Raw genomic sequence first — 21,561 nt, forward strand, 5'->3', positions numbered from 1 at the left:
GGCGGATCCATCTTGATGGCGCATTGGTATTGCGCCGTGACTTGCTGACCAGCCGCAAGCAATTGGTGACTGAGCAGGCGCGTCATGTGGAAATGTCGCGAGAATTAGCCGAGCAAAGCAGTGCGGAATCGGATCTGGAAACAGATTATCAGGCGGCCAGTGACCACCTGAGTCTGGTGCAGACCGCCATGCGCCAGCAGGAAAAGATCGAGCGCTACCAGAGTGATTTGGAAGAGTTGACTTACCGGCTGGAAGAGCAAAATGAAGTTGTCGCCGAGGCCAGCGAGCAGCAGGCCGATAACGAAGCCCGCGCTGAAGCTGCTGAGTTGGAGGTGGACGAACTGAAAAGTCAGTTGGCCGATTACCAGCAAGCGCTGGACGTTCAACAGACCCGTGCTATCCAATATCAGCAAGCCTTACAGGCTTTGGAACGTGCGCGCGCACTGTGCCAGTTGCCAGAATTAACTGCCGATAATGCCGAAGAGTGGCTAGAAACCTTCCATGCCAAAGAGCAGGAAGCGACTGAATCGTTATTACAACTTGAGCAAAAACTGAGTGTTGCTGATGCTGCGCACAGCCAATTTGAGCAAGCTTATCAGTTAGTGGTGGCTATCGCCGGCGAGGTCAGTCGCAGTGAAGCCTGGCAAACTGCGCGGGAATTGTTGCGTGACTGGCCGTCGCAACAACATTTGGCTGAACGTGTGCAACCATTGCGGATGCGTCTGTCAGAGCTGGAACAGCGTTTACGTGCTCAGCAAGACGCAGAACGCTTGCTGCAAGAGTTCTGTAAACGCCAGGGGCAAGTATACCAGCCGGAGGAGTTGGAAGAGTTGCAGCGTGAACTGGAGTCACAAGTTGAAGAGCTCTCTCTCAACGTCAGTGATGCTGGTGAACGGCGCATGGAAATGCGTCAGGAACTTGAGCAAATTAAGCTCAAAATTCAGGAGCTAACGGCGCGTGCGCCAGTCTGGTTGGCGGCACAAGATGCGCTGAGTCAACTCAGCGAACAGAGCGGTGAGGCGCTGGAGGATAGCCGTCAGGTTACCGAACACATGCAGCAATTGCTGGAACGTGAACGCGAAACCACGGTGGAGCGCGATGAAGTCGCCGCAAGCAAACGTGCTGTTGATGCGCAGATTGAGCGTTTAAGTCAGCCAAGTGGTGCTGAAGATGCGCGGATGATTGCTTTGGCCGAACGCTTCGGTGGTGTGTTGCTCTCCGAGATTTATGACGATGTCACCATCGATGATGCGCCATACTTCTCCGCGCTGTATGGCCCATCGCGCCACGGTATCGTGGTACCGGACTTGTCACTGGTGCGGGATCAACTACAGGGGTTAGAAGACTGCCCGGAAGACCTCTATCTTATCGAGGGTGACCCGCAATCATTTGATGACAGTGTATTTGCCGTTGAAGAGCATGAAAAAGCGGTAGTGGTTAAAATTGCGGATCGCCAGTGGCGTTACTCCCGTTATCCAGAACTGCCGCTGTTTGGCCGTGCTGCCCGTGAGAACCGGCTGGAAGCTCTGTATCAAGAGCGTGACAGCCTGGCTGAACGTTATGCCACGCTGTCATTTGATGTGCAAAAAACGCAACGCTTGCATCAAGCATTCAGCCGTTTTATCGGTTCTCATCTGGCCGTGGCATTTGATGCAGATCCTGAAGCTGAAATTCGTTTACTCAATACCCGTCGTGGTGAAATAGAGCGTGCGCTGAGTGCACACGAAGAAAGCAACCAGCAGCAGCGCCAGCAATTCGAACAGGCTAAAGAGGGGATTTCAGCCCTTAACCGCTTGATCCCACTGATTTCATTGCTACTTGATGATACGTTGACTGACCGTGTCGAAGAGATAACTGAAGAATCGGCGCAAGCGCAAGAGGCGGCTCGCCATATTCAGAAGCATGGCGCTTCCCTGACTAAACTTGAACCGCTGTTAGCGGTATTACAAAGTGACCCGCAACAACACGAACAGTTGCAGGAAAACTATGTATTGGCGCAAAACAGCCAGCGTCAGGCTAAACAGCAAGCTTTCGCACTGACTGAAGTGGTTCAACGTCGTGCGCACTTTAGCTATACCGATTCTGCGGGCATGTTGACGGAGAACTCTGATCTCAACGACAAACTGCGCCAGCGCTTGGAGCAGGCGGAAGCAGAACGCACTCGCGCTCGTGAGCAGTTACGTCAGTATCAAGCGCAATTTACCCAGTATAATCAGGTGCTAGCGTCGTTAAAAAGTTCTTATGACGCCAAGCGTGACATGCTGAAAGAGTTAAGTCAGGAACTGGTGGATATCGGTGTTCAGGCTGATGCTAATGCAGAAGCCCGTGCTCGTACCCGCCGTGACGAGTTGCATGCGGCATTAAGTACTAACCGTTCACGCCGTAATCAGTTGGAAAAACAGCTAACCTTCTGTGAAGCTGAGATGGATAGCCTCCAGAAGAAACTGCGCAAGCTGGAACGAGATTATCATCAGATCCGTGAACAAGTCGTCAATGCCAAAGCAGGTTGGTGTGCGGTGATGCGGATGGTGAAAGATAATGGCGTTGAGCGTCGTTTGCATCGCCGTGAACTGGCCTATATGGACGGTGACGAGCTGCGTTCTATGTCGGATAAAGCCTTGGGTGCTCTGCGTCTGGCGGTGGCTGATAATGAACATCTGCGCGATGTGCTGCGTTTGTCTGAAGATCCGAAACGGCCTGAGCGTAAGATTCAGTTCTATATCGCGGTCTACCAACATCTGCGTGAACGTATTCGTCAGGATATTATTCGCACTGATGATCCGGTTGAAGCCATTGAACAGATGGAGATTGAACTGGGCCGTTTGACCGAAGAATTAACCGCTCGCGAACAGAAGCTGGCAATCAGTTCCAAAAGTGTATCGAATATTATCCGTAAAACTATTCAGCGTGAACAGAACCGCATCCGTATGCTGAATCAGGGCTTGCAAGCGGTGTCATTTGGTCAGGTCAAGAGCGTGCGACTGAATGTGAATGTACGTGAAGCTCACGCGACGTTACTCGATGTGCTATCTGAGCAACAAGAGCAGCATCAGGATCTGTTTAATAGCAATCGTCTGACCTTCTCCGAAGCATTGGCGAAACTCTACCAGCGGTTGAACCCACAAATGGATATGGGGCAGCGCTTGCCGCAGACCATTGGTGAAGAACTGCTTGATTACCGTAACTATCTGGAACTGGAAGTCGAAGTTTATCGCGGTTCAGATGGCTGGCTGCGGGCAGAAAGCGGCGCATTGTCAACCGGTGAGGCTATTGGTACCGGTATGTCAATACTGGTCATGGTGGTACAGAGTTGGGAAGAAGAGTCGCGTCGTCTGCGCGGCAAAGATATTTCCCCTTGCCGTTTGTTGTTCCTTGATGAAGCGGCGCGTTTGGATGCCAAATCTATCGCGACATTATTTGAACTGTGCGAGCGGCTGGAAATGCAATTAATAATTGCAGCACCAGAAAATATCAGCCCGGAAAAAGGGACAACCTATAAGTTGGTACGAAAAGTCTTCCAAAATCATGAGCATGTACATGTGGTTGGCTTACGAGGTTTTGCCAATGAAATACCAACATTGCCGCCGATACCTGCCGAGATACAACCTGGCGGTTAATTATTGTTCAGAAAGAAGGCAGCAATAATTAATCCGATTAAATGGTCGCTAACTAGCGGCCATTTTTATTTCTTCCACACCTTAGGGTTATATTTTATAACCACCGGAAATCTGTTAGCGTAACGTGAATGGTTAAATTTATATCGTTAACCACGCAAGGGGCAGTTCTGTTTGTATAATAATGATGAAAACCCGAAACTATTGAAGTGGTAGCCAACGAACAAATCTCGTTGAACTGATCGACGCTCAGGGATTCGGGTGCCAGAGCAGCAACAATGCTGCGACTTCAAGGAAGAAGGGTAACGACAGACTATGACGTACTTAGATAAGCATACCGGGGGCATAGAATGTCGATAGGGAAACGAAATCCGCAACGCGCATTAGCATTATACTGCGCTTTAATTTATAGCTTGATGCCGATATTTACAGCATCAGCCACGGCACCTGTCATGCCGTTAGACTCATCCTCAGCGCTGCCTATGAGTGGTACGACAATGTCGGTCGCACAAAGCCGCTCACAGTTATTATCAGTGCTGCCTAAAACGGTGACACCTTTCTATGCTTCTGAGTTGGCATTGCTTTATGCCGCCAACCGTATGCAGCCGATGTGGCAGGATAGAACTGCGGTGCAGCATTTTCAGCAGCAATTAGCCGAAGTGGCACTCTCCGGTCTCCAGCCGCAATTTATGCAGTGGGTAAAATGGCTGAGTGACCCTGACATTACCGGTCAAGCTCGCGATGTTATTTTGTCAGATGCCATGCTGGGATACTTGCACTTTATCTCAGGTGTTGGCGCTAACGGTAGTGTCTGGTTATACAGCAATGTGCCATACAAAATGGCGATGCCGCCGGTTACTATTTTAAATCGTTGGCAGCAAGCGGTGCATGAAGGTACTACCGCACCCTATCTGGCGTCGCTGGCCCCCCAACATCCTCAATACGACAAAATGCATCAGGCATTGAAACTGATGCTGGCAGACCGCCAGCCATGGCCACAGATGTCTAATGGCCCCAGCCTGCGCCCAGGCCAGTTAAGTGACGATATTCCAGCGCTACGAGAAATCCTGGACAGAACGGGCATGCTACACCCCATTGCATCAGAACCGGCCAAAGCCCCAGAGGTTATCCCGGTGGATAATCCAGCAGTAGCCGTGGTCAATGATGATCTCTCGGTTGATGAAGAAAAGAGCCGTGCTCAGGCTCACAGTTTAGTGGTTAGCCCTTCAGCGGCACCCGTGGCCGACGTTCCTGTTACCGGTGGGGTTGTAGCGTCGCCATCAGCGCCGCTCACCACAACTATAACCGACAATGTTTATACGCCAGAGTTGGTGGCAGCCGTTAAACGTTTTCAACAGTGGCATGGGCTAAGTGATGATGGTGTTATTGGTGTCCGAACTCGTGAATGGTTGAATGTCTCACCACAAACGCGGGCAACATTATTGGCATTGAATATTCAGCGTTTGCGTATTTTACCGGGACACGTCGATAACGGCATTATGGTTAACATCCCAAACTATTCGCTTAATTATTATAAGAATGGTGCTGAGGTTCTCTCATCTCGGGTGATTGTTGGCCGTCCAAGCCGCAAGACACCGTTGATGAGCAGTGCGTTAAATAATGTGGTGGTCAATCCGCCGTGGAATGTACCAACGTCTCTGGTGCGCCAGGATATCGTACCCAAAGCACGCTATGATGCTGGCTATTTCCAGCGTCATGGTTATACCGTTTTGTCTGGTTGGAGTAATGAGGCTGAAGTTGTTGATCCATCGATGATCGATTGGAGCATGATTTCACCTAATAACTTCCCGTACCGTCTGCGTCAGGCACCAGGTGCCAGTAATTCATTAGGGCGCTTCAAATTCAATATGCCAAGCTCTGATGCTATCTACTTACATGACACGCCGAACCATGGTCTGTTCCAGAAAGATATCCGTGCATTAAGTTCCGGCTGTGTCCGCGTTAATAAAGCCTCGGATCTGGCAAATATGTTATTGCAAGATGCTGGCTGGAATGATGCGCGGGTTTCCTCAACGTTAAAACAAGGCGATACCACCTACGTGAATATTCGCCAACGTGTCCCGGTGCAATTGTATTACCTGACAGCATGGGTGGCGGATGACGGTAGGCCACAATTTAGAACAGATATTTACAATTATGATAAGACGGTGAGATCCGGTGCACAAATCTCACCTCAGGCTGAACTTTTAATGCAATAAATGCAGTAAAACTCAATAACTAATGGTCTTAATATCGGGTTGTCGTAGGGGGCCCCAAATTGGGGTTCTCTATAACCGAACTTAAACGCACAGCGAGTGCGGGCCGAATGCGGGTTGACTGGTTTTCCGTAGGCGGTTATGGTTCGGGACGGCACATTTGGTTAGTGCTTTCTTTTGACATTCTTGCCGGGTATTAACAGAGATCATGGATAAAATTGATAATTATCGCCGTAAATGGCTAACGTTAGGCGGGGCAGCGCTGGGTATATCGCTGCTTCCAGGGCAGGCATTCGCCACCCTTTCAACTCCTCGCCCACGGATCTTGACCCTGAATAACCTCAATACAGGCGAGTCCATAAAAGCCGAATTTTTTGATGGTCGGGGCTATAACAAAGATGAACTTTCCCGCTTAAACCATCTCTTTCGCGATTATCGGGCCAATAAGGTAAAAACTATCGACCCACGCCTGTTTGATCAACTATACCGCCTGCAAGGGCTTCTTGGCACAACTAAACCGGTGCAGCTTATTTCCGGTTACCGCTCACTTGATACCAATAATGAACTGCGCGAACGCAGCCGTGGTGTGGCCAAACACAGTTTCCACACGCAAGGGCGGGCAATGGATTTTCATATTGAAGGTATTCAATTGAGTAATATCCGCAAAGCAGCATTAAAAATGCGTGCAGGTGGTGTAGGATATTACCCTCGCAGTAACTTTGTACATATTGATACTGGGCCGACAAGAACCTGGTAGCAGACATTTTTATGCCAATGCATTGAATCATACCTAACAGATTTCAAATTGTAGGGCGGTGGCAAGCAAGTGCCAAATCGGTCAGAGTGGGTTTGAACAGCACTTATGCCAGCCACAGGGCGAGCCTCAAGATTCAGGTTCGCTAATCTCGATAAACTGATGCTATCAGTGATTCGGGTAAACGACCGCAGCCCATACAGATGTATGGTTGAAAGATGATAGGTATATTGCCAGTTGCATTTGGGGTGGAGTTTTATGAAATATCAAATTATTCCGGTGACGGCCTTTAGCCAGAACTGCACCTTAATCTGGTGTGAAGCCACAAAGCAGGCCGCATTGGTGGACCCTGGTGGTGACGCAGCCAAGATCATTGCTGAAGTTGCACGTCAGGGGGTAACGGTCAGCCAGATTTTGTTGACTCACGGCCATCTGGATCATGTGGGTGCTGCTGCTGAGTTAGCCGCTCATTTTGATATCCCGATTTATGGCCCTGAAAAAGAAGATACGTTCTGGTTAGAAGGGCTACCGGCGCAGAGCAGAATGTTTGGTTTGAGCGAATGTGAAGCTTTTACCCCAACCCGTTGGTTGACCGAGGGTGACAAAATCACTGTTGGTGAAGTGGAGTTATCGGTATTGCATTGCCCTGGGCATACGCCAGGTCACATTGTCTTCATTGACCAACAGGGGCGTCTGGCACTGGTCGGTGATGTTATCTTTAACGGTGGTGTTGGACGTAGTGATTTCCCTCGCGGTGATCACCAACAACTGATTAACTCCATTCGGACTAAATTGTTGCCTTTAGGTGATGACATAACGTTTATTCCCGGTCATGGCCCAATGTCTACGTTAGGCCATGAACGGCAGACTAACCCGTTTATACGTGAAGAACCGGCTATTTGGTGATGTCGACATCATAAACAGCTAGAATTTCAAAGAAGGCACCGTCAGGTGTCTTTTTACGTTATATTGAATAAGTGATTTACATATTTTGTGAAGCAATAGTTATTTATCTATTGGTGCTGTGATCATAATGATGATAGCGGTCGGTGCTTATATTATCTTTGCGAGGTGGATAAAGCCTGACCAACAAACAGTCGTCACGTTAATTGACCCGGCACTGTTTCTGCTGCCGTTTTGAGTTCGTAATATTACGAGCGCCTTTCAATGGAAGCCACTATGCCGTTTCGTCGTTTCAGACTGAATAAATTCCTGTCCCGGCTAAGTTTTTCTTGCATGGTATTATTCTTATTTCTGTTGTTAGGGGCGGCAGTGATTTATGCGCAAACCAAAGCCAATATGCATCAGGATGCTGAAGCTAAGTTATTACAAGGCAGGGCTCGATTCGAGCAGATATTTAATAATTTGCAGCATGCGGCGCTTCAGGTAGAAACTGGATTAGGCAAACCTTGCATGCAAGTTGTTCAAAACCTGCGGGATCAAGTTGTCATTATACCGGATGTGCGTTCAGTCTCTTTAGCTAAGGGGACGACCATCTATTGTTCCTCGATATATGGCCCACTTTCCACGCCGTTTGATCTAGATGTGTTCGTTGATGGTCAACTGGAGCTAATGCAGGGTAATGATGTCACTCCAGATCGTGCTTTGATGGTGTATCGGCTGGCGCGAGGTGATTACAGCATACTGGTCGCGGTCGATGGCTATTATCTGCGCAGCATCCTTAACTTATTAAGTGGTGATATACAATTGTATCTGAGGGTGGGTGATAAATGGATGGATGCGGTGGGTATGGTACATCCAGGCCACCCCCCCGAGGGAAGCGAACCGTTATATCTGGCCTCAGACAAGTTTGCTTATTCATTAAATACGACGCTCTCTAACCAGCAATATTTGGCCTATGCCTGGCAATATAATCAAGGTAGCCTGATATTTTTCATCTTAATGAGCATCGGTTCAGCCGCGCTGGTTTTCTGGTTATCGGGTAGGGCGGCATCACCCACACAGGTATTAAAACAGGCGTTAGAAAACAACGAGTTTGTTGCTTATATGCAGCCGATAGTATCAGGCAAAGAGCAATGCTGGGTGGGTTGTGAAGTTCTAATGCGTTGGCAGCATCCTGTTAATGGTTTAATTCAGCCAAATAAATTTATTCCGATGGCCGAGGACAGTGAACTTATTGTTCCTATGACTCGCGCTATCATGCAGCAAGTTAGTACCACTTTTGCACCTTACGTAAATCAGTTACCGGAAGGTTTTCACTTTGGTTTTAATATCAGTGCTAACCATTGCCGTGATCTGAGTCTGGTAGATGATTGCCGCCGTTTTATTCAGGCTTTTGGTGGTAATAAAATCAATATCACGTTGGAATTAACCGAACGGAAATTAATCGTTGCCGATGAGATTACCGACCGATTATTTGCCGAGTTGCATGCTTTGGGGGTATTTATTGCTATCGACGATTTTGGTACCGGACATTCAAGTCTGACTTATTTGCAGAACTTTAAAGTGGATTTTCTGAAAATTGACCAAAGTTTTGTTGGCATGATTGGTTCCGATGCATTGTCGAGCCACATTGTCGGGAATGTTATCGATCTCGCTACCCGACTAGGGTTGCAGACCATTGCAGAGGGAGTCGAAAACGACACTCAAATGCGTTATTTACAGGCCCATAACGTCGACTATCTGCAAGGCTATATGTATGGGCGTCCTATGCCGATGAGCGAATTTGCCAAATATATGTTCCATTAAGACTCATATTCTGACATTTGAAACAAAATAAAAAGGGTGCATATGCACCCTTTTTACGGTAGGTCATTGATGCTTAATCACAGCACAGCAACGATAGCTTCACACAGCGGAGCCATGTTATCAGGTGTCATACCTGCAACGTTTACCCGGCCAGAGTTGACAGCATAAACAGCAAACTCATTGCGCAGGCGCAGAACCTGCTCTTTGGTCAGGCCACTGAATGAAAACATCCCATTCTGGTTAATGATAAAGCTGAAGTCCTGCTTCGCACCTTTTTCCTGCAATGTATTCACAAACAACTGACGCATACGATGAATGCGCTGGCGCATATCGGTCAGTTCTTGTTCCCAAATGGCGCGTAATGTCGCGTTGCTCAGGATGGTGGCAACCACTGACGCACCATGGGCTGGTGGGTTGGAATAGTTAGCACGGATAACGGCTTTAACCTGGCTGAAGGCGATATCGGCCACGTCGCTGCTAGCGGCAACAATGGTGCAAGCCCCGACTCGCTCATTATACAAACCAAAGTTTTTCGAATAAGAGCTACAAACGATCAGTTCCTGATGTTTGGCAGCGAAAATACGCAGCCCCTGAGCATCTTCTTCCAAACCTTTGGCAAAACCTTGGTAGGCGAAGTCAAACAGTGGTAGCCAACCTTTGGCGACTGACAGCTCAGCTAATTGGCTCCATTGGGCTTCGGTTGGGTCGATACCGGTAGGGTTATGGCAGCAGCCATGGAATAGCACTACGTCGCCAGCCTGAGCTTCTGAGAGGCTTTTTAATAGCCCATCGAAGTCCAGTGAATGGTTCGCAGCGTCATAATAGGCATACTCAACCACTTCAAGCCCTGCAGCGGCGAAGATATTTTTATGGTTCGGCCAGCTAGGGTTACTGACCCAGACACGTTTAGCGCTGGTCTGATGGGCGATAAAATCAGCAGCAATACGTAACCCGCCGGTACCACCTGGGGTTTGAGCGGTACGCGCACGCTTATCGGCAATAATAGCGCTGTCGGCACCGAACAACAGTTCTTGTGTACAACTGGCGAAAACCGGCAGGCCATCAATACCCAGATAGTTTTTAGTAACTTCGTTTTCCAGCAAATACTGCTCAGCTTTCTTCACGCTGGTCAGCACCGGCGTTTTACCGGTTTCGTCTTTGTAGACACCAATCCCCAGATTGATTTTATGAGGGCGGTCATCCGCGCGGAAAATATCGGTCAGGCCCAGAATCGGGTCAGCAGGTGCAGCAGTGATTTTTTCAAACATGTCAGAGGCTTCCATGGCTTAGCGTTAAGCAAACAGAACTATCAGGGTAGCGCCAGTTGCAGTCTTTGCCAACCGTTTGCGATAAAAAGAAATGAATGTTGTGAGGCGGGGGAATTCAGGGTGAAAAATCGGCAAAATAGCGTATTCGACAGCGTAATATCCCTCTATTGGCTAAGGATAAAAACAAAAAGACAGAGCCGAAGCCCTGTCTTTTTTAACTTATGTCAGCAGATAAACTGCGTGATTAAGTTTAACTTAGAACTGGTATACCAAGCCAACACCAACAACGTCATCAGTGTTCAGCTTGTTAGTACGAGTGAACTCGTTCTCGTCCAACAGGTTGATTTTGTAATCAACATAGGTAGACATGTTTTTGTTGAAGTAGTAGTAAGAACCTACAGAAACATATTTCAACAGATCTTGGTTATCGCCATTCGCGTTAAGATCTTTCCCTTTAGACTGAACGTAGCCTAAAGATGGACGCAGACCGAAGTCGAACTGGTATTGTGCAGTGATTTCAATATCACGAGTTTTGTTAGCAATAGTGTTGCTAAAATCACCGTATGGAGTCAGGTTCTGAGTTTCAGCATACATTACAGCCAAGTATACGTTGTTAGCGTCGTATTTAGCACCAACGTTCCATGCCTGAGCTTTATCGCCTTCAGCAGTACTGAATGCTTTTTGCTCGTTAGTGCGGTTTGCAGAAGAGAAACCAGCACCAAAGTTCACACCGTAACCGATATCATAAGTTGAAGAGATACCGAAACCGTCGCCATTCTGATCTTTCAGGTTAGCACCAGTGTAAACACCGGTAACTGGGTCAATAGAACCAGCACGGTCATTCTGGTTTTTGCCTTGATATTGCAGAGCAAAATTCAGGCCATCAACCAGACCGAAGAAGTTGGTGTTACGATAAGTAGCCAGACCAGTAGAACGACCAGTCATGTAGTTATCAGAGTTAGAGATAGAGTCGCCACCGAACACTGGCAGCATGTCAGTCCATGCGTTAACGTCATAGATTACGCCGTAGTTACGGCCGTAGTCCAATGAACCGAACTGATCAAATTTCAGACCAGCAAAGCCCAGACGGGTTTTGTTGCCTTTGTCGCCTTGAGATTCAGCGTGGTTAGCCTGAACGTTGTATTCCCACTGGCCGTAACCGGTCAGTTGGTTAGTAATTTGGGTTTCACCTTTGAAGCCGAAACGAACATAAGTTTCGTCGCCGTCTTGGCCAGCGTTGTCAGAGAACTGGTGACGCGCGTCAACTTTACCGTACAGATCAAGTTTGTTGCCGTCTTTGTTGTAGATTTCTGCTGCATTAGCTGCGCCAGCTACTAACAATGCTGGGATTACTACTGCAAGAATATTGCGCTTCATCATTATTATTACCCTCATTGGTGTTATTCGGACACCTGCCACTGCCGCCAATAATTTTTTTGGAACTATTGTTGAGAGTTTGGTGTCGTCTGTGTCTGAACGCAGTGTTCCATTCACAGACCTGATAATCCACACCGAAAATGCTACCAATTGCCTGAATGTGTTTCATTGAGATACCATGTGTTACTAAATGTAAATATCAGGGAACTTTGTGACTTAGATCGAACTTTAAAAAATGACAAAAGCCAGCAGAGCTGGCTTTTATTTATACAAATAAACATTTTTTCGAAATGACGAACTTAGAAGCTGGCATTTCTCGGTGTGCGTGGGAATGGGATGACATCCCGAACGTTTTGGACCCCTGTTACATAGGAGATCAATCGCTCAAATCCAAGGCCAAATCCTGAATGCGGTACCGTACCGTAGCGACGCAGATCACGATACCACCAATAATCTTCTTTATTGAGGCCCATCTCTTCCAGACGTGCGTCCAACACATCTAAGCGCTCTTCACGTTGTGAACCCCCGATGATTTCACCAATTCCCGGCGCTAATACATCCATCGCTGCAACGGTTTTGCCATCTTCGTTCATCCGCATATAGAAAGCTTTAATGTCTTTCGGGTAGTTTTTAACCACTACCGGTGCCTTAAAGTGTTTCTCAGCCAAATAACGCTCATGTTCAGAAGACAAATCTATGCCCCATGACACGTCATTTTCAAATTTCTGGCCCGATGCCAGCAAAATCTCGATAGCGTCGGTGTAATCAACCTGAGCAAAATCAGAGGTGACAAAACGTTGTAGGCGATCTACCGCATCTTTATCTACCCGCTCAGCAAAGAACTTCATGTCATCAGCACGTTCATTGAGCACCGCCTGGAAAACATATTTCAGCATTTTCTCGGCCAATGCGGCGACGTCATCTAAAGAAGCAAATGCGACTTCAGGTTCAACCATCCAGAATTCCGCCAAATGACGGCTGGTGTTGGAGTTTTCTGCCCGGAAAGTGGGGCCGAAAGTGTAAACTTTGGACAATGCACTGGCGTAGGTTTCTCCATTCAACTGACCGGATACCGTCAGGAATGCTTCTTTACCGAAGAAATCCTCGCTGAAATCGACAGCTCCAGTATCTGTGCGTGGCAAGTTTTCCAGATCCAGCGTCGACACGCGGAACATTTCACCAGCACCTTCGGTATCTGAAGCGGTGATCAGTGGGGTAGAAACCCAGAAGTAACCGTTTTCATCGAAGAAACGGTGAATTGCCTGCGCTAAGGTATGGCGGACACGGGCAACAGCACCAATCAGGTTTGTACGTGGGCGTAAGTGAGCCACTTCGCGCAAGTATTCGATGCTGTGACGTTTTGCCGCCATCGGATAGGTATCGGGATCATCAACCCAGCCGACCACTTTGATAGCAGTTGCCTGAATTTCAAAGCTCTGGCCTTCACCTGGTGATGCCACCACTGTTCCAGTGACTTCTACTGAGCAGCCGGTAGTCAGATGCAGTACTTCATCCTGATAATTAGGCAAAGCATTATTCACGACGGCCTGTAACGGGTCAAAGCAGGAACCGTCATAAACGGCAACGAAGGAGATACCCGCTTTAGAATCTCTCCGGGTACGCACCCAACCGCGTACGGTGACTTCACTGTCAACCGCAGCACGGCCTTGCAGTACGTCGACTACAGGCACTACGCTCATAGATTTCTCTCTTTAATAGTTTTGATATAGAAATAGTTAACAACCCAACCAAATGGGGATGTTGCTATGTTACTTGCGGCAGTGCAGGACACAAGTAGAAATCACCAGATCAGTGCAACATTTCTGTCGTTATCCTTAATAAAGGCGGCACAAATCAGAGCTGGGTTTAATTGGGAAGTGGTTGTGAGGGGAAAACAGCTAAGTGAAGTGGCTCGCCGGGTTATATTAACACCCCGACGAACCCTCATTATGCAGGCCGATACTAACTGGCCTTTTTGACTAACGGCAGGGCGAATGCTTCGCGTAACTCATCAACAAAAGCCGGGTCCTGACAGATAGTTTTACCCGGACTATCCGAGAGTTTTGCGACCGGCTTGTTGTTGCATTCAACCAGTTTAATGACAATATTGAGCGGTTTAACGCCGGGAATATCACAAGTTAAACGGGTACCGATACCGAACACTAATTTAATTCGTTGATAGAAATGGCGATAGAGTGACAACGCTTTTTCCAGATCTAAATTATCTGAAAACACCAATGTTTTACTCATTGGGTCAATACCCAGTTTTTCATAATGGGCGATAGCTTTTTCACCCCATTCTACCGGGTCACCTGAGTCATGGCGCAATCCTTGATAGCGATTGGCGAATGTCTCATCAAAATCGCGCAAGAAGGCATCCATGGTAATACAGTCAGTCAGTGCGACACCAAGTTGATTTGGGTACTCATCTAACCAGACTTGTAGTGCCACGCGCTGACTATTGGCCAGTATCGGACTTATCTGCTGATGAGCCTGGAACCATTCATGGGCTTGAGTACCGACCGGAGCTAATGCCAGGTTGCGGGCTAAATCATAGTTGCTGGTACCTACAATATAGGGGAACTCATCTTTTAAGCTGCTGACAATAGCATGCTGTATATCGCGTGAGAAACGGCGACGGGAGCCAAAATCCATTAGCTTGAAATGACTAATATCGATATCCGCGCTGAGAATCTTAAACTGCTGAAGTTTGTTGCGCAGTTGTGTGACGGCCTCGGCTGTTGTGACACCGACTGACCGGCGCCGATGAACGATTTCACTGATCACTGCCAGCAAAGGGACTTCCCATAAAATCGTTTCGCACCATAAACCGGCAATCCGAATATCTAATTTACCGTCATTATTGGATACGGTGACCTGCTCAGGATTAAAACGAAAATCCCGCAACCAATTGAGGTAATCATCTTGAAAGAAGGGTAACCCCGAGAGGTAGGTAAACTCATCAGCGGTTAACGCTAATTGTTTCATTAGCGCTATCTGATGGCGGATTTCATCGGCATATTCGCCCAGCAACTCATCACCACGGCAGCGGAATTCAGCGGCAACGGTAATATGGCGATAGCGATGGAACACGGCTTGTTGCATATGGAGCTTATAAGCATCCGTATCAAGCAGTGAAGTCAAAATCGGTGAGGCGTCTTGGGTCATGGCGCTATACAGCATCCTCGTAGGAGCATTTTCCGCAGTCAGCATATACCCTTGGTACTTGAAGTTGTCAGGGCTGCTTCGTTCACTCACCCGAATTACCTACTTATGTAAGCTCATCGTGATGCGTTCACTGGCCGCCGACCGGCAACACCAATTACTTTGGACATAATCTATAAAGTCGCAGGAGTATACCGGTATTATCCTGTTATTGAAGCCTCATCACACCATAAATGCTAATCACAGGTCTAGGATTAAACGTGCCATTATCAGTGAAACGGCTATTTTCTTTAGTGGTGTTGGCCCTTAAGGTCAGATTTTTAGCTGTTTAAGCGAATAAAGGATAAATTAACTTATAAAATATAGGGTTATTAAATTGCACTACTGAGCAACAAAAGGTAAATCTTTGTTTCCTGTTGGTTATCAGAGGTCACCTTGGCGGCCTGGTGCGGGTATTTCCCCATCATTGAGATATCACAATCAACGCAGAGCAATGTGGGGAAATAGCAAACATCATATTATATGTTTAGACATCGACTTAGATAAGTGCGATCAGGGAAGATGGCCGTAGGGTAGCCCCGATCCCGCTTGATTGCGGATATGGTCGATGAATTCTTGGCTAAGCGCTACAACATCATAGGCATAGGGTGGGATCCTGCCGATATCAGCGTCAAACCCACAATTGTTGAGTTCAGCAAGGCTATGGTTAAAAGTCGAGCCGTCATCACTAACTTTATCGCCGCCATTAAACGCCTTCATTACCCGATATTCAGCCGTAAGGTCATTAACCAAAAATATATTTTTCTCTGATAAAATACTGGACTGATAACCCAAGCCATAGCTGTATTCGTAGGGATATATAGGATCTGATTTATCTTGCTCAAATAAATTATTATAGAGATGTATGCTGGCGAAACGAACTCGCGGAGTGCGCTGGATTATCCGCGTAAAGTAATTATTAAAGAATGTAACGTGCATGGTTCCTGCATCTTGCTCAGCATGACTATCGCTATGACCAATCAAAATAGTTTTGTCATGTAATTCAAAACGGCAGTGAGAAACCGTGACATAGTCAGAGCCGCGTTTAATATCTAACGCGCCATCATGCTGAACAAACTTCCAGCCATCCTTCTCGGTGTATTGATCAATCGTAAAACGGCCATCACTAAACGTGACATGGTCTACCCAGACATGGTGTGAATTAATGATATTTAAACCATCCCATTCAGCATTCCACCCATCACCTTCTTCAAACTGGGGATCGACATCTACTGGGTTCTCAATAAAGGTCTGAATCTATGTTCAATCTTATTAATGTATGAAGACCAATGTGCATGATGTCGGGTTCCGTGCTGATGGTATTGGCATATTCTGCTGTCAGAAATGACGATACCGAGCAAATCAACGGGTATTTTGCTCACCAAATGCAAGCAGGAAAATGAGCTGCGAGGCGGCTCGAAAAAAGCACATTCAATGCGTTATTTGCCGTAATAGCACTCGCTCTCACCTAGGTTTTTTTTACAATTGTGATACATTAAAAAGCTATCTGAGTCTGAGGCCAATGGGCTGACAGCAATGTTCTGGTCGCCGTGATACTGGCCTTATACGACTATTAATACAGACCTGATAATCATATTCACTGATGACGTCAAAAGGGTTCCTATGACACAACAGCCGCAAGCTAAATACCGTCACGATTATAAATCGCCGGATTACACCATTACCGATATCGATTTGGACTTCGCACTGGATGCGCAAAAAACGACGGTAACGGCGGTCAGTAAAGTAAAACGTCAGGTAGCAGATGTGACGCCGTTGATTCTAAATGGTGAGGATCTCACGCTCGTCAGTATCAGTGTTGATGGGCAAGTTTGGCCTCATTATCAGCTACAGGATAACTCGCTGGTCATTGAGCAATTACCAGCACATTTCACACTGACAATCGTCAATGATATTCATCCTGCGACCAACAGTGCACTTGAGGGATTATATCTTTCCGGTGACGCGCTGTGCACCCAGTGTGAAGCCGAAGGTTTCCGCCATATTACTTACTATTTAGACCGTCCTGATGTTTTGGCCCGTTTTACGACCCGCATCGTGGCTGACAAATCTCGTTATCCTTATTTGCTTTCCAATGGTAACCCTGTGGGGCAGGGTACACTGGAAGATGGTCGTCATTGGGTAAAATGGCAAGATCCATTCCCTAAGCCTTGTTATCTGTTTGCTCTGGTTGCCGGTGATTTTGATGTTTTGCGCGATAAGTTCATTACCCGCTCCGGGCGTGAAGTCGCATTGGAGCTTTTTGTTGACCGCGGTAATTTAGATCGCGCCGACTGGGCGATGACGTCGTTGAAGAACTCCATGAAATGGGATGAGACTCGTTTTGGTCTGGAATACGATCTCGACATCTATATGATTGTCGCGGTTGATTTCTTCAATATGGGTGCGATGGAAAATAAAGGCCTGAATGTATTCAACTCTAAATATGTTCTGGCAAAAGCTGAAACAGCAACAGATAAAGATTATCTGAACATTGAAGCGGTTATCGGACATGAATATTTTCATAATTGGACAGGTAATCGAGTCACGTGCCGTGATTGGTTCCAGTTAAGCCTGAAAGAGGGCTTGACGGTATTCCGTGATCAAGAGTTCAGCTCTGATTTAGGTTCACGTTCAGTTAATCGAATTGAGAACGTACGCGTAATGCGTGCCGCACAGTTTGCCGAAGATGCCAGCCCAATGGCCCATGCCATTCGACCAGACAAAGTTATCGAGATGAACAACTTTTACACCCTTACCGTGTATGAGAAGGGTTCAGAAGTTATCCGCATGATGCATACCCTACTGGGTGAACAACAATTCCAGGCCGGTATGCAGCTCTATTTTGAACGCCATGATGGTAGTGCCGCAACGTGCGATGATTTTGTACAAGCAATGGAAGATGCATCGAATGTCGATCTCTCTTTATTCCGTCGCTGGTATAGCCAGTCCGGCACTCCGATTCTGACCATCCGTGATGACTATGATGCTGAGAAGCAGCAGTACCATCTGCACGTCAGCCAGAAAACCTTACCAACCGCTGACCAGCCGGAAAAACTGCCACTGCATATTCCATTAGATATTGAACTATATGACAGTAACGGAAATGTGATTGCGCTACAGAAAAACGGCTTGCCGGTCCATCATGTCCTGAATGTGACCGAGTCTGAGCAGACATTTACCTTTGATAATGTTGAACATACGCCGATCCCCTCTTTGCTGCGCGAATTCTCCGCTCCAGTCAAACTGGATTATACCTACAGTGATCAGCAGCTCACTTTCCTGATGCAGCATGCGCGTAATGAATTCTCTCGTTGGGATGCTGCCCAGAGCTTGCTGGCAACCTATATCAAACTTAATGTTGCCAAGTATCAGCAGAAACAGCCGCTGAGTTTACCCACTCACGTTGCGGATGCTTTCCGGGCAGTATTACTCGATGAAAATCTTGATCCGGCTCTGGCAGCGCAGATCTTGACCTTACCGTCAGAAAATGAAATAGCAGAGCTGTTTACTACCATTGATCCGCTGGCGATCAGTGCGGTTCATGAGGCTATTACTCGTTGTTTGGCTCAGGCATTGTCTGATGAACTGTTAGCCGTATATGTTGCGAATATGACACCTGTCTATCGTATTGAACACAGTGATATTGCCAAGCGTGCATTGCGTAATACCTGCCTGAATTATCTGGCTTTTGCTGATGAAGACTTTGCTAACAAGTTGGTCTCGTCACAATACCACCAGGCGGATAATATGACTGATTCGCTGGCCGCATTGGCGGCGGCAGTCTCTGCACAATTACCTTGCCGTGATGAGTTGCTTACAGCCTTCGATATGCGTTGGAATCATGATGGTTTGGTTATGGATAAATGGTTTGCACTGCAAGCGACGAGTCCGGCGGCTGATGTTTTGACACAGGTACGGGCTTTGCTTAAGCATCCGGCATTCAGTTTGAGCAATCCAAATCGCACTCGTGCGTTAGTCGGTAGTTTTGCTTCGGGTAATCCGGCGGCATTCCATGCCAGCGATGGCAGTGGTTATCAATTCCTGGTCGAAATTCTCAGTGATTTGAATACCCGTAACCCGCAGGTGGCTGCACGGCTGATTGAGCCGTTGATTCGCTTGAAACGTTATGATGCTGGCCGTCAGGCTCTGATGCGCCAGGCGCTGGAGCAACTTAAAACGCTAGATAATCTGTCCGGTGATTTATACGAGAAGATAACTAAAGCACTGGCCGCATAATGGCTAAATCAGCCAATAGCGCTGCCCACTAACGTTACCTTCACAGCACAGAGGGCAGCAATGCCCTCTTTTTTATGGTTCTTGACCTACAAATAGTTAACACCTTGTTATCAATATAGTTAAACAAAGAGATTCTTTGCGTGGCTTTACTGAGCAATCGTTTACTTTCCTGATAGATAAATTTACCATTCCCGCGTCTATCCATAGGTTGAAAGCCGGTCAGGAGATCACATGTACTACCCACTCGTCAAAAAAGCACTATTTCAGCTTGATCCAGAACGTGCCCATGAATTCACTTTCCGGCAGTTAAAACGTGTTACTGGCACACCACTCGAATTCCTGGTTCGCCAGTCGGTACCAACCAAACCAGTGAGCTGTATGGGATTGTCATTCAAAAATCCATTAGGTTTGGCGGCGGGGCTGGATAAAGACGGTGAATGTATTGATGCTCTGGGCGCGATGGGGTTCGGTTTTATCGAAGTGGGTACGGTGACACCCCGGCCACAGTCAGGTAATGATAAGCCAAGGTTGTTTAGGATCGTTGAGGCTGAAGGCTTGATCAACCGGATGGGATTTAATAATCACGGAGTTGATAACTTAATTGAAAATGTCAAAAAATCACATTTTGGCGGAATATTAGGTATTAATATCGGGAAAAATAAAGACACTCCGGTAGAGCAAGGTAAAGAAGATTACTTGATTTGTATGGATAAAATTTATCCTTACGCGGGATATATTGCGATTAATATCTCCTCACCTAATACCCCAGGGTTACGATCTTTGCAGTATGGTGAAGCGTTAGATGATTTGTTGGCAGCAATTAAAAATAAACAAACTGAATTACATCAGCGCCATCATAAATATGTTCCTGTGGCAGTAAAGATCGCGCCGGATCTTACCGAGGAAGAGTTGATCCAAATAGCTGACAGTTTAGTTCGCCATAATATAGATGGCGTTATTGCCACTAATACAACATTAGATCGCTCTCTCATTCAGGGATTAAATTATTGCGAACAAGCCGGTGGTTTAAGTGGCCGACCATTACAATTACGTAGCACGGAAGTCATTCGTCGCTTATCGCAAGAACTGCAAGGGCGTCTGCCAATTATCGGGGTAGGTGGAATTGATTCGGTTACTGCCGCTCGCGAAAAAATGGCGGCAGGTGCTTCATTGATTCAAATTTATTCCGGCTTTATCTTCCGTGGGCCTGGTTTGATTAAGAATATCATCACTCATATCTAATTATTTAACTTCATTACTGGCCGGGGGGTTTATTTCTTCCTCCGGCTCGTCTATATTTTACTCCGGTAGATTAAATATACAGCGAAAGCCCTATACCTAAATAATGTGAGTTGCAGGTAAGCGGTAATCGAATAACAAAGTGGTCGTGAACTGATTTGAACGCGGCTTATAGTGGTCTCGTAGCGGCGAACTTCATGGATGGGCTGAGTAACGAGAGCCGCCAACGCACATGCTGTTTGAAGTATGATGCGGTTATATGAAATTAATCCCATTTGATGGGCGAAGAACTCAGTTATTGAGTCAATGATGTTAGCAGCATGGCGGGAAGGAAAAATATGCGAATTAAACCAGATGATAAATGGCGTTGGTATTTTGATACCGAACACGACCGACTGATGTTGGATTTAGCTAATGGTATGATATTTCGCTCGCGTTTCCCGTCTAAAATGCTAACCCCAGATGCTTTCGATGAATCCGCATTCTGTGTCGACGATGCCGCACTCTATTTTGAATTCGAAGATCAATGTCGCCAAATTAAATTGAGCCATGAACAACGTTCAGAATTGGTGTTAAATGCATTGGTCGCATTTCGTTTCCTAAAACCACTAATGCCCAAAAGTTGGTATTTTGTACAATATCCTAAAGCGCTGATGCCAAAAAATGGTGAGTTGGCGTTAGTTAAAGTATTGGATAGTGGTGAAGATGTTCGCTTGTTAGTGGTTGAGTCGGGTGATTCGGCAAGTTTGTGTTTATTAGCACAATCACAAGTGGTATTAGCTGGACGGCAGATGGTATTAGGTGATGCCATTAAGATAATGAATGACCGTTTGTTGCCACTTATCATTGCAGAGGTTTATACCGCCCCAGCTTTCGACCGAGCGGTATAATTCCCCTTCATACCGCAGTAAAGTGGTTAGCTGCGTGCAGAGAGTAAGTTT

13 protein-coding genes are annotated in these 21,561 nt (G+C 46.8%); 8 read left to right on the forward strand and 5 right to left on the reverse strand.

Translation table 11 applies throughout. From position 1 onward, the window contains the following. The 5 genes from mukB to V2A85_RS09280 all read left to right on the forward strand — a co-directional run. On the forward strand, nt 1–3,617 hold a 3,617-nt coding region (gene mukB / locus V2A85_RS09260; RefSeq protein ID WP_420071294.1), incomplete at its 5' end, for a chromosome partition protein MukB. Nucleotides 3,618–3,964: 347 nt separating this feature from the next. Then, nucleotides 3,965–5,833 carry a L,D-transpeptidase gene (gene ldtD / locus V2A85_RS09265; protein WP_420071295.1) on the forward strand — a complete coding sequence of 623 codons (1,869 nt, stop codon included), beginning with the start codon at nt 3,965–3,967 and terminating at the stop codon, nt 5,831–5,833. 205 nt (nt 5,834–6,038) lie between these two features. Then, the gene (locus V2A85_RS09270) at nt 6,039–6,587 is read left to right on the forward strand and encodes a YcbK family protein (protein ID WP_083158449.1); all 549 of its coding nucleotides are present in this window, start codon (nt 6,039–6,041) and stop codon (nt 6,585–6,587) included. A gap of 255 nt (nt 6,588–6,842) precedes the next feature. Then, on the forward strand, nt 6,843–7,490 hold the full coding sequence (locus V2A85_RS09275) for an MBL fold metallo-hydrolase (RefSeq protein ID WP_372559325.1): 648 nt from the start codon (nt 6,843–6,845) through the stop codon (nt 7,488–7,490). Between the two features lie 273 nt (nt 7,491–7,763). Next, nucleotides 7,764–9,293, forward strand: coding sequence for an EAL domain-containing protein (locus V2A85_RS09280; RefSeq protein ID WP_420071296.1), 1,530 nt, complete (start codon nt 7,764–7,766; stop codon nt 9,291–9,293). 77 nt (nt 9,294–9,370) lie between these two features. Here the strand turns inward: V2A85_RS09280 and V2A85_RS09285 are convergent, their stop codons facing one another. From V2A85_RS09285 to V2A85_RS09305, 5 genes are all read right to left on the reverse strand, one after another. Then, the gene (locus V2A85_RS09285; protein WP_420071297.1) at nt 9,371–10,561 is read right to left on the reverse strand and encodes an amino acid aminotransferase; all 1,191 of its coding nucleotides are present in this window, start codon (nt 10,559–10,561) and stop codon (nt 9,371–9,373) included. Between the two features lie 255 nt (nt 10,562–10,816). Beyond that, entirely contained in the window at nt 10,817–11,938 is a 1,122-nt protein-coding gene (gene ompF, locus V2A85_RS09290) for a porin OmpF (RefSeq protein ID WP_372559920.1), read from the reverse strand. 299 nt (nt 11,939–12,237) lie between these two features. Then, a complete protein-coding gene (gene asnS / locus V2A85_RS09295) occupies nt 12,238–13,638 on the reverse strand; it encodes an asparagine--tRNA ligase (protein WP_083158454.1) in 1,401 nt (466 codons plus the stop codon). Nucleotides 13,639–13,900: 262 nt separating this feature from the next. After that, nucleotides 13,901–15,106 carry a nicotinate phosphoribosyltransferase gene (gene pncB, locus V2A85_RS09300; RefSeq protein WP_420071301.1) on the reverse strand — a complete coding sequence of 402 codons (1,206 nt, stop codon included), beginning with the start codon at nt 15,104–15,106 and terminating at the stop codon, nt 13,901–13,903. 549 nt (nt 15,107–15,655) lie between these two features. Continuing rightward, nucleotides 15,656–16,399 carry a hypothetical protein gene (locus V2A85_RS09305; protein ID WP_420071302.1) on the reverse strand — a complete coding sequence of 248 codons (744 nt, stop codon included), beginning with the start codon at nt 16,397–16,399 and terminating at the stop codon, nt 15,656–15,658. 366 nt (nt 16,400–16,765) lie between these two features. Here V2A85_RS09305 and pepN point away from each other — a divergent pair, with 366 nt between their 5' ends. The 3 genes from pepN to V2A85_RS09320 all read left to right on the forward strand — a co-directional run bounded on the left by pepN (nt 16,766) and on the right by V2A85_RS09320 (nt 21,510). After that, a complete protein-coding gene (gene pepN / locus V2A85_RS09310; protein ID WP_420071298.1) occupies nt 16,766–19,381 on the forward strand; it encodes an aminopeptidase N in 2,616 nt (871 codons plus the stop codon). A 231-nt stretch (nt 19,382–19,612) separates the two neighbouring features. After that, nucleotides 19,613–20,623: a quinone-dependent dihydroorotate dehydrogenase gene (gene pyrD / locus V2A85_RS09315; protein WP_005184626.1), complete on the forward strand. Its 1,011-nt coding sequence runs from the start codon at nt 19,613–19,615 to the stop codon at nt 20,621–20,623. Nucleotides 20,624–20,958: 335 nt separating this feature from the next. Continuing rightward, nucleotides 20,959–21,510, forward strand: a complete 552-nt coding sequence (locus V2A85_RS09320; RefSeq protein WP_083158459.1) for a cell division protein ZapC — start codon at nt 20,959–20,961, stop codon at nt 21,508–21,510. Nucleotides 21,511–21,561: the final 51 nt, after the last annotated feature.

The sequence above is a fragment of the Yersinia sp. 1252 StPb PI genome (genome assembly GCF_048593885.1).
GTDB lineage: Bacteria > Pseudomonadota > Gammaproteobacteria > Enterobacterales > Enterobacteriaceae > Yersinia > Yersinia enterocolitica_E.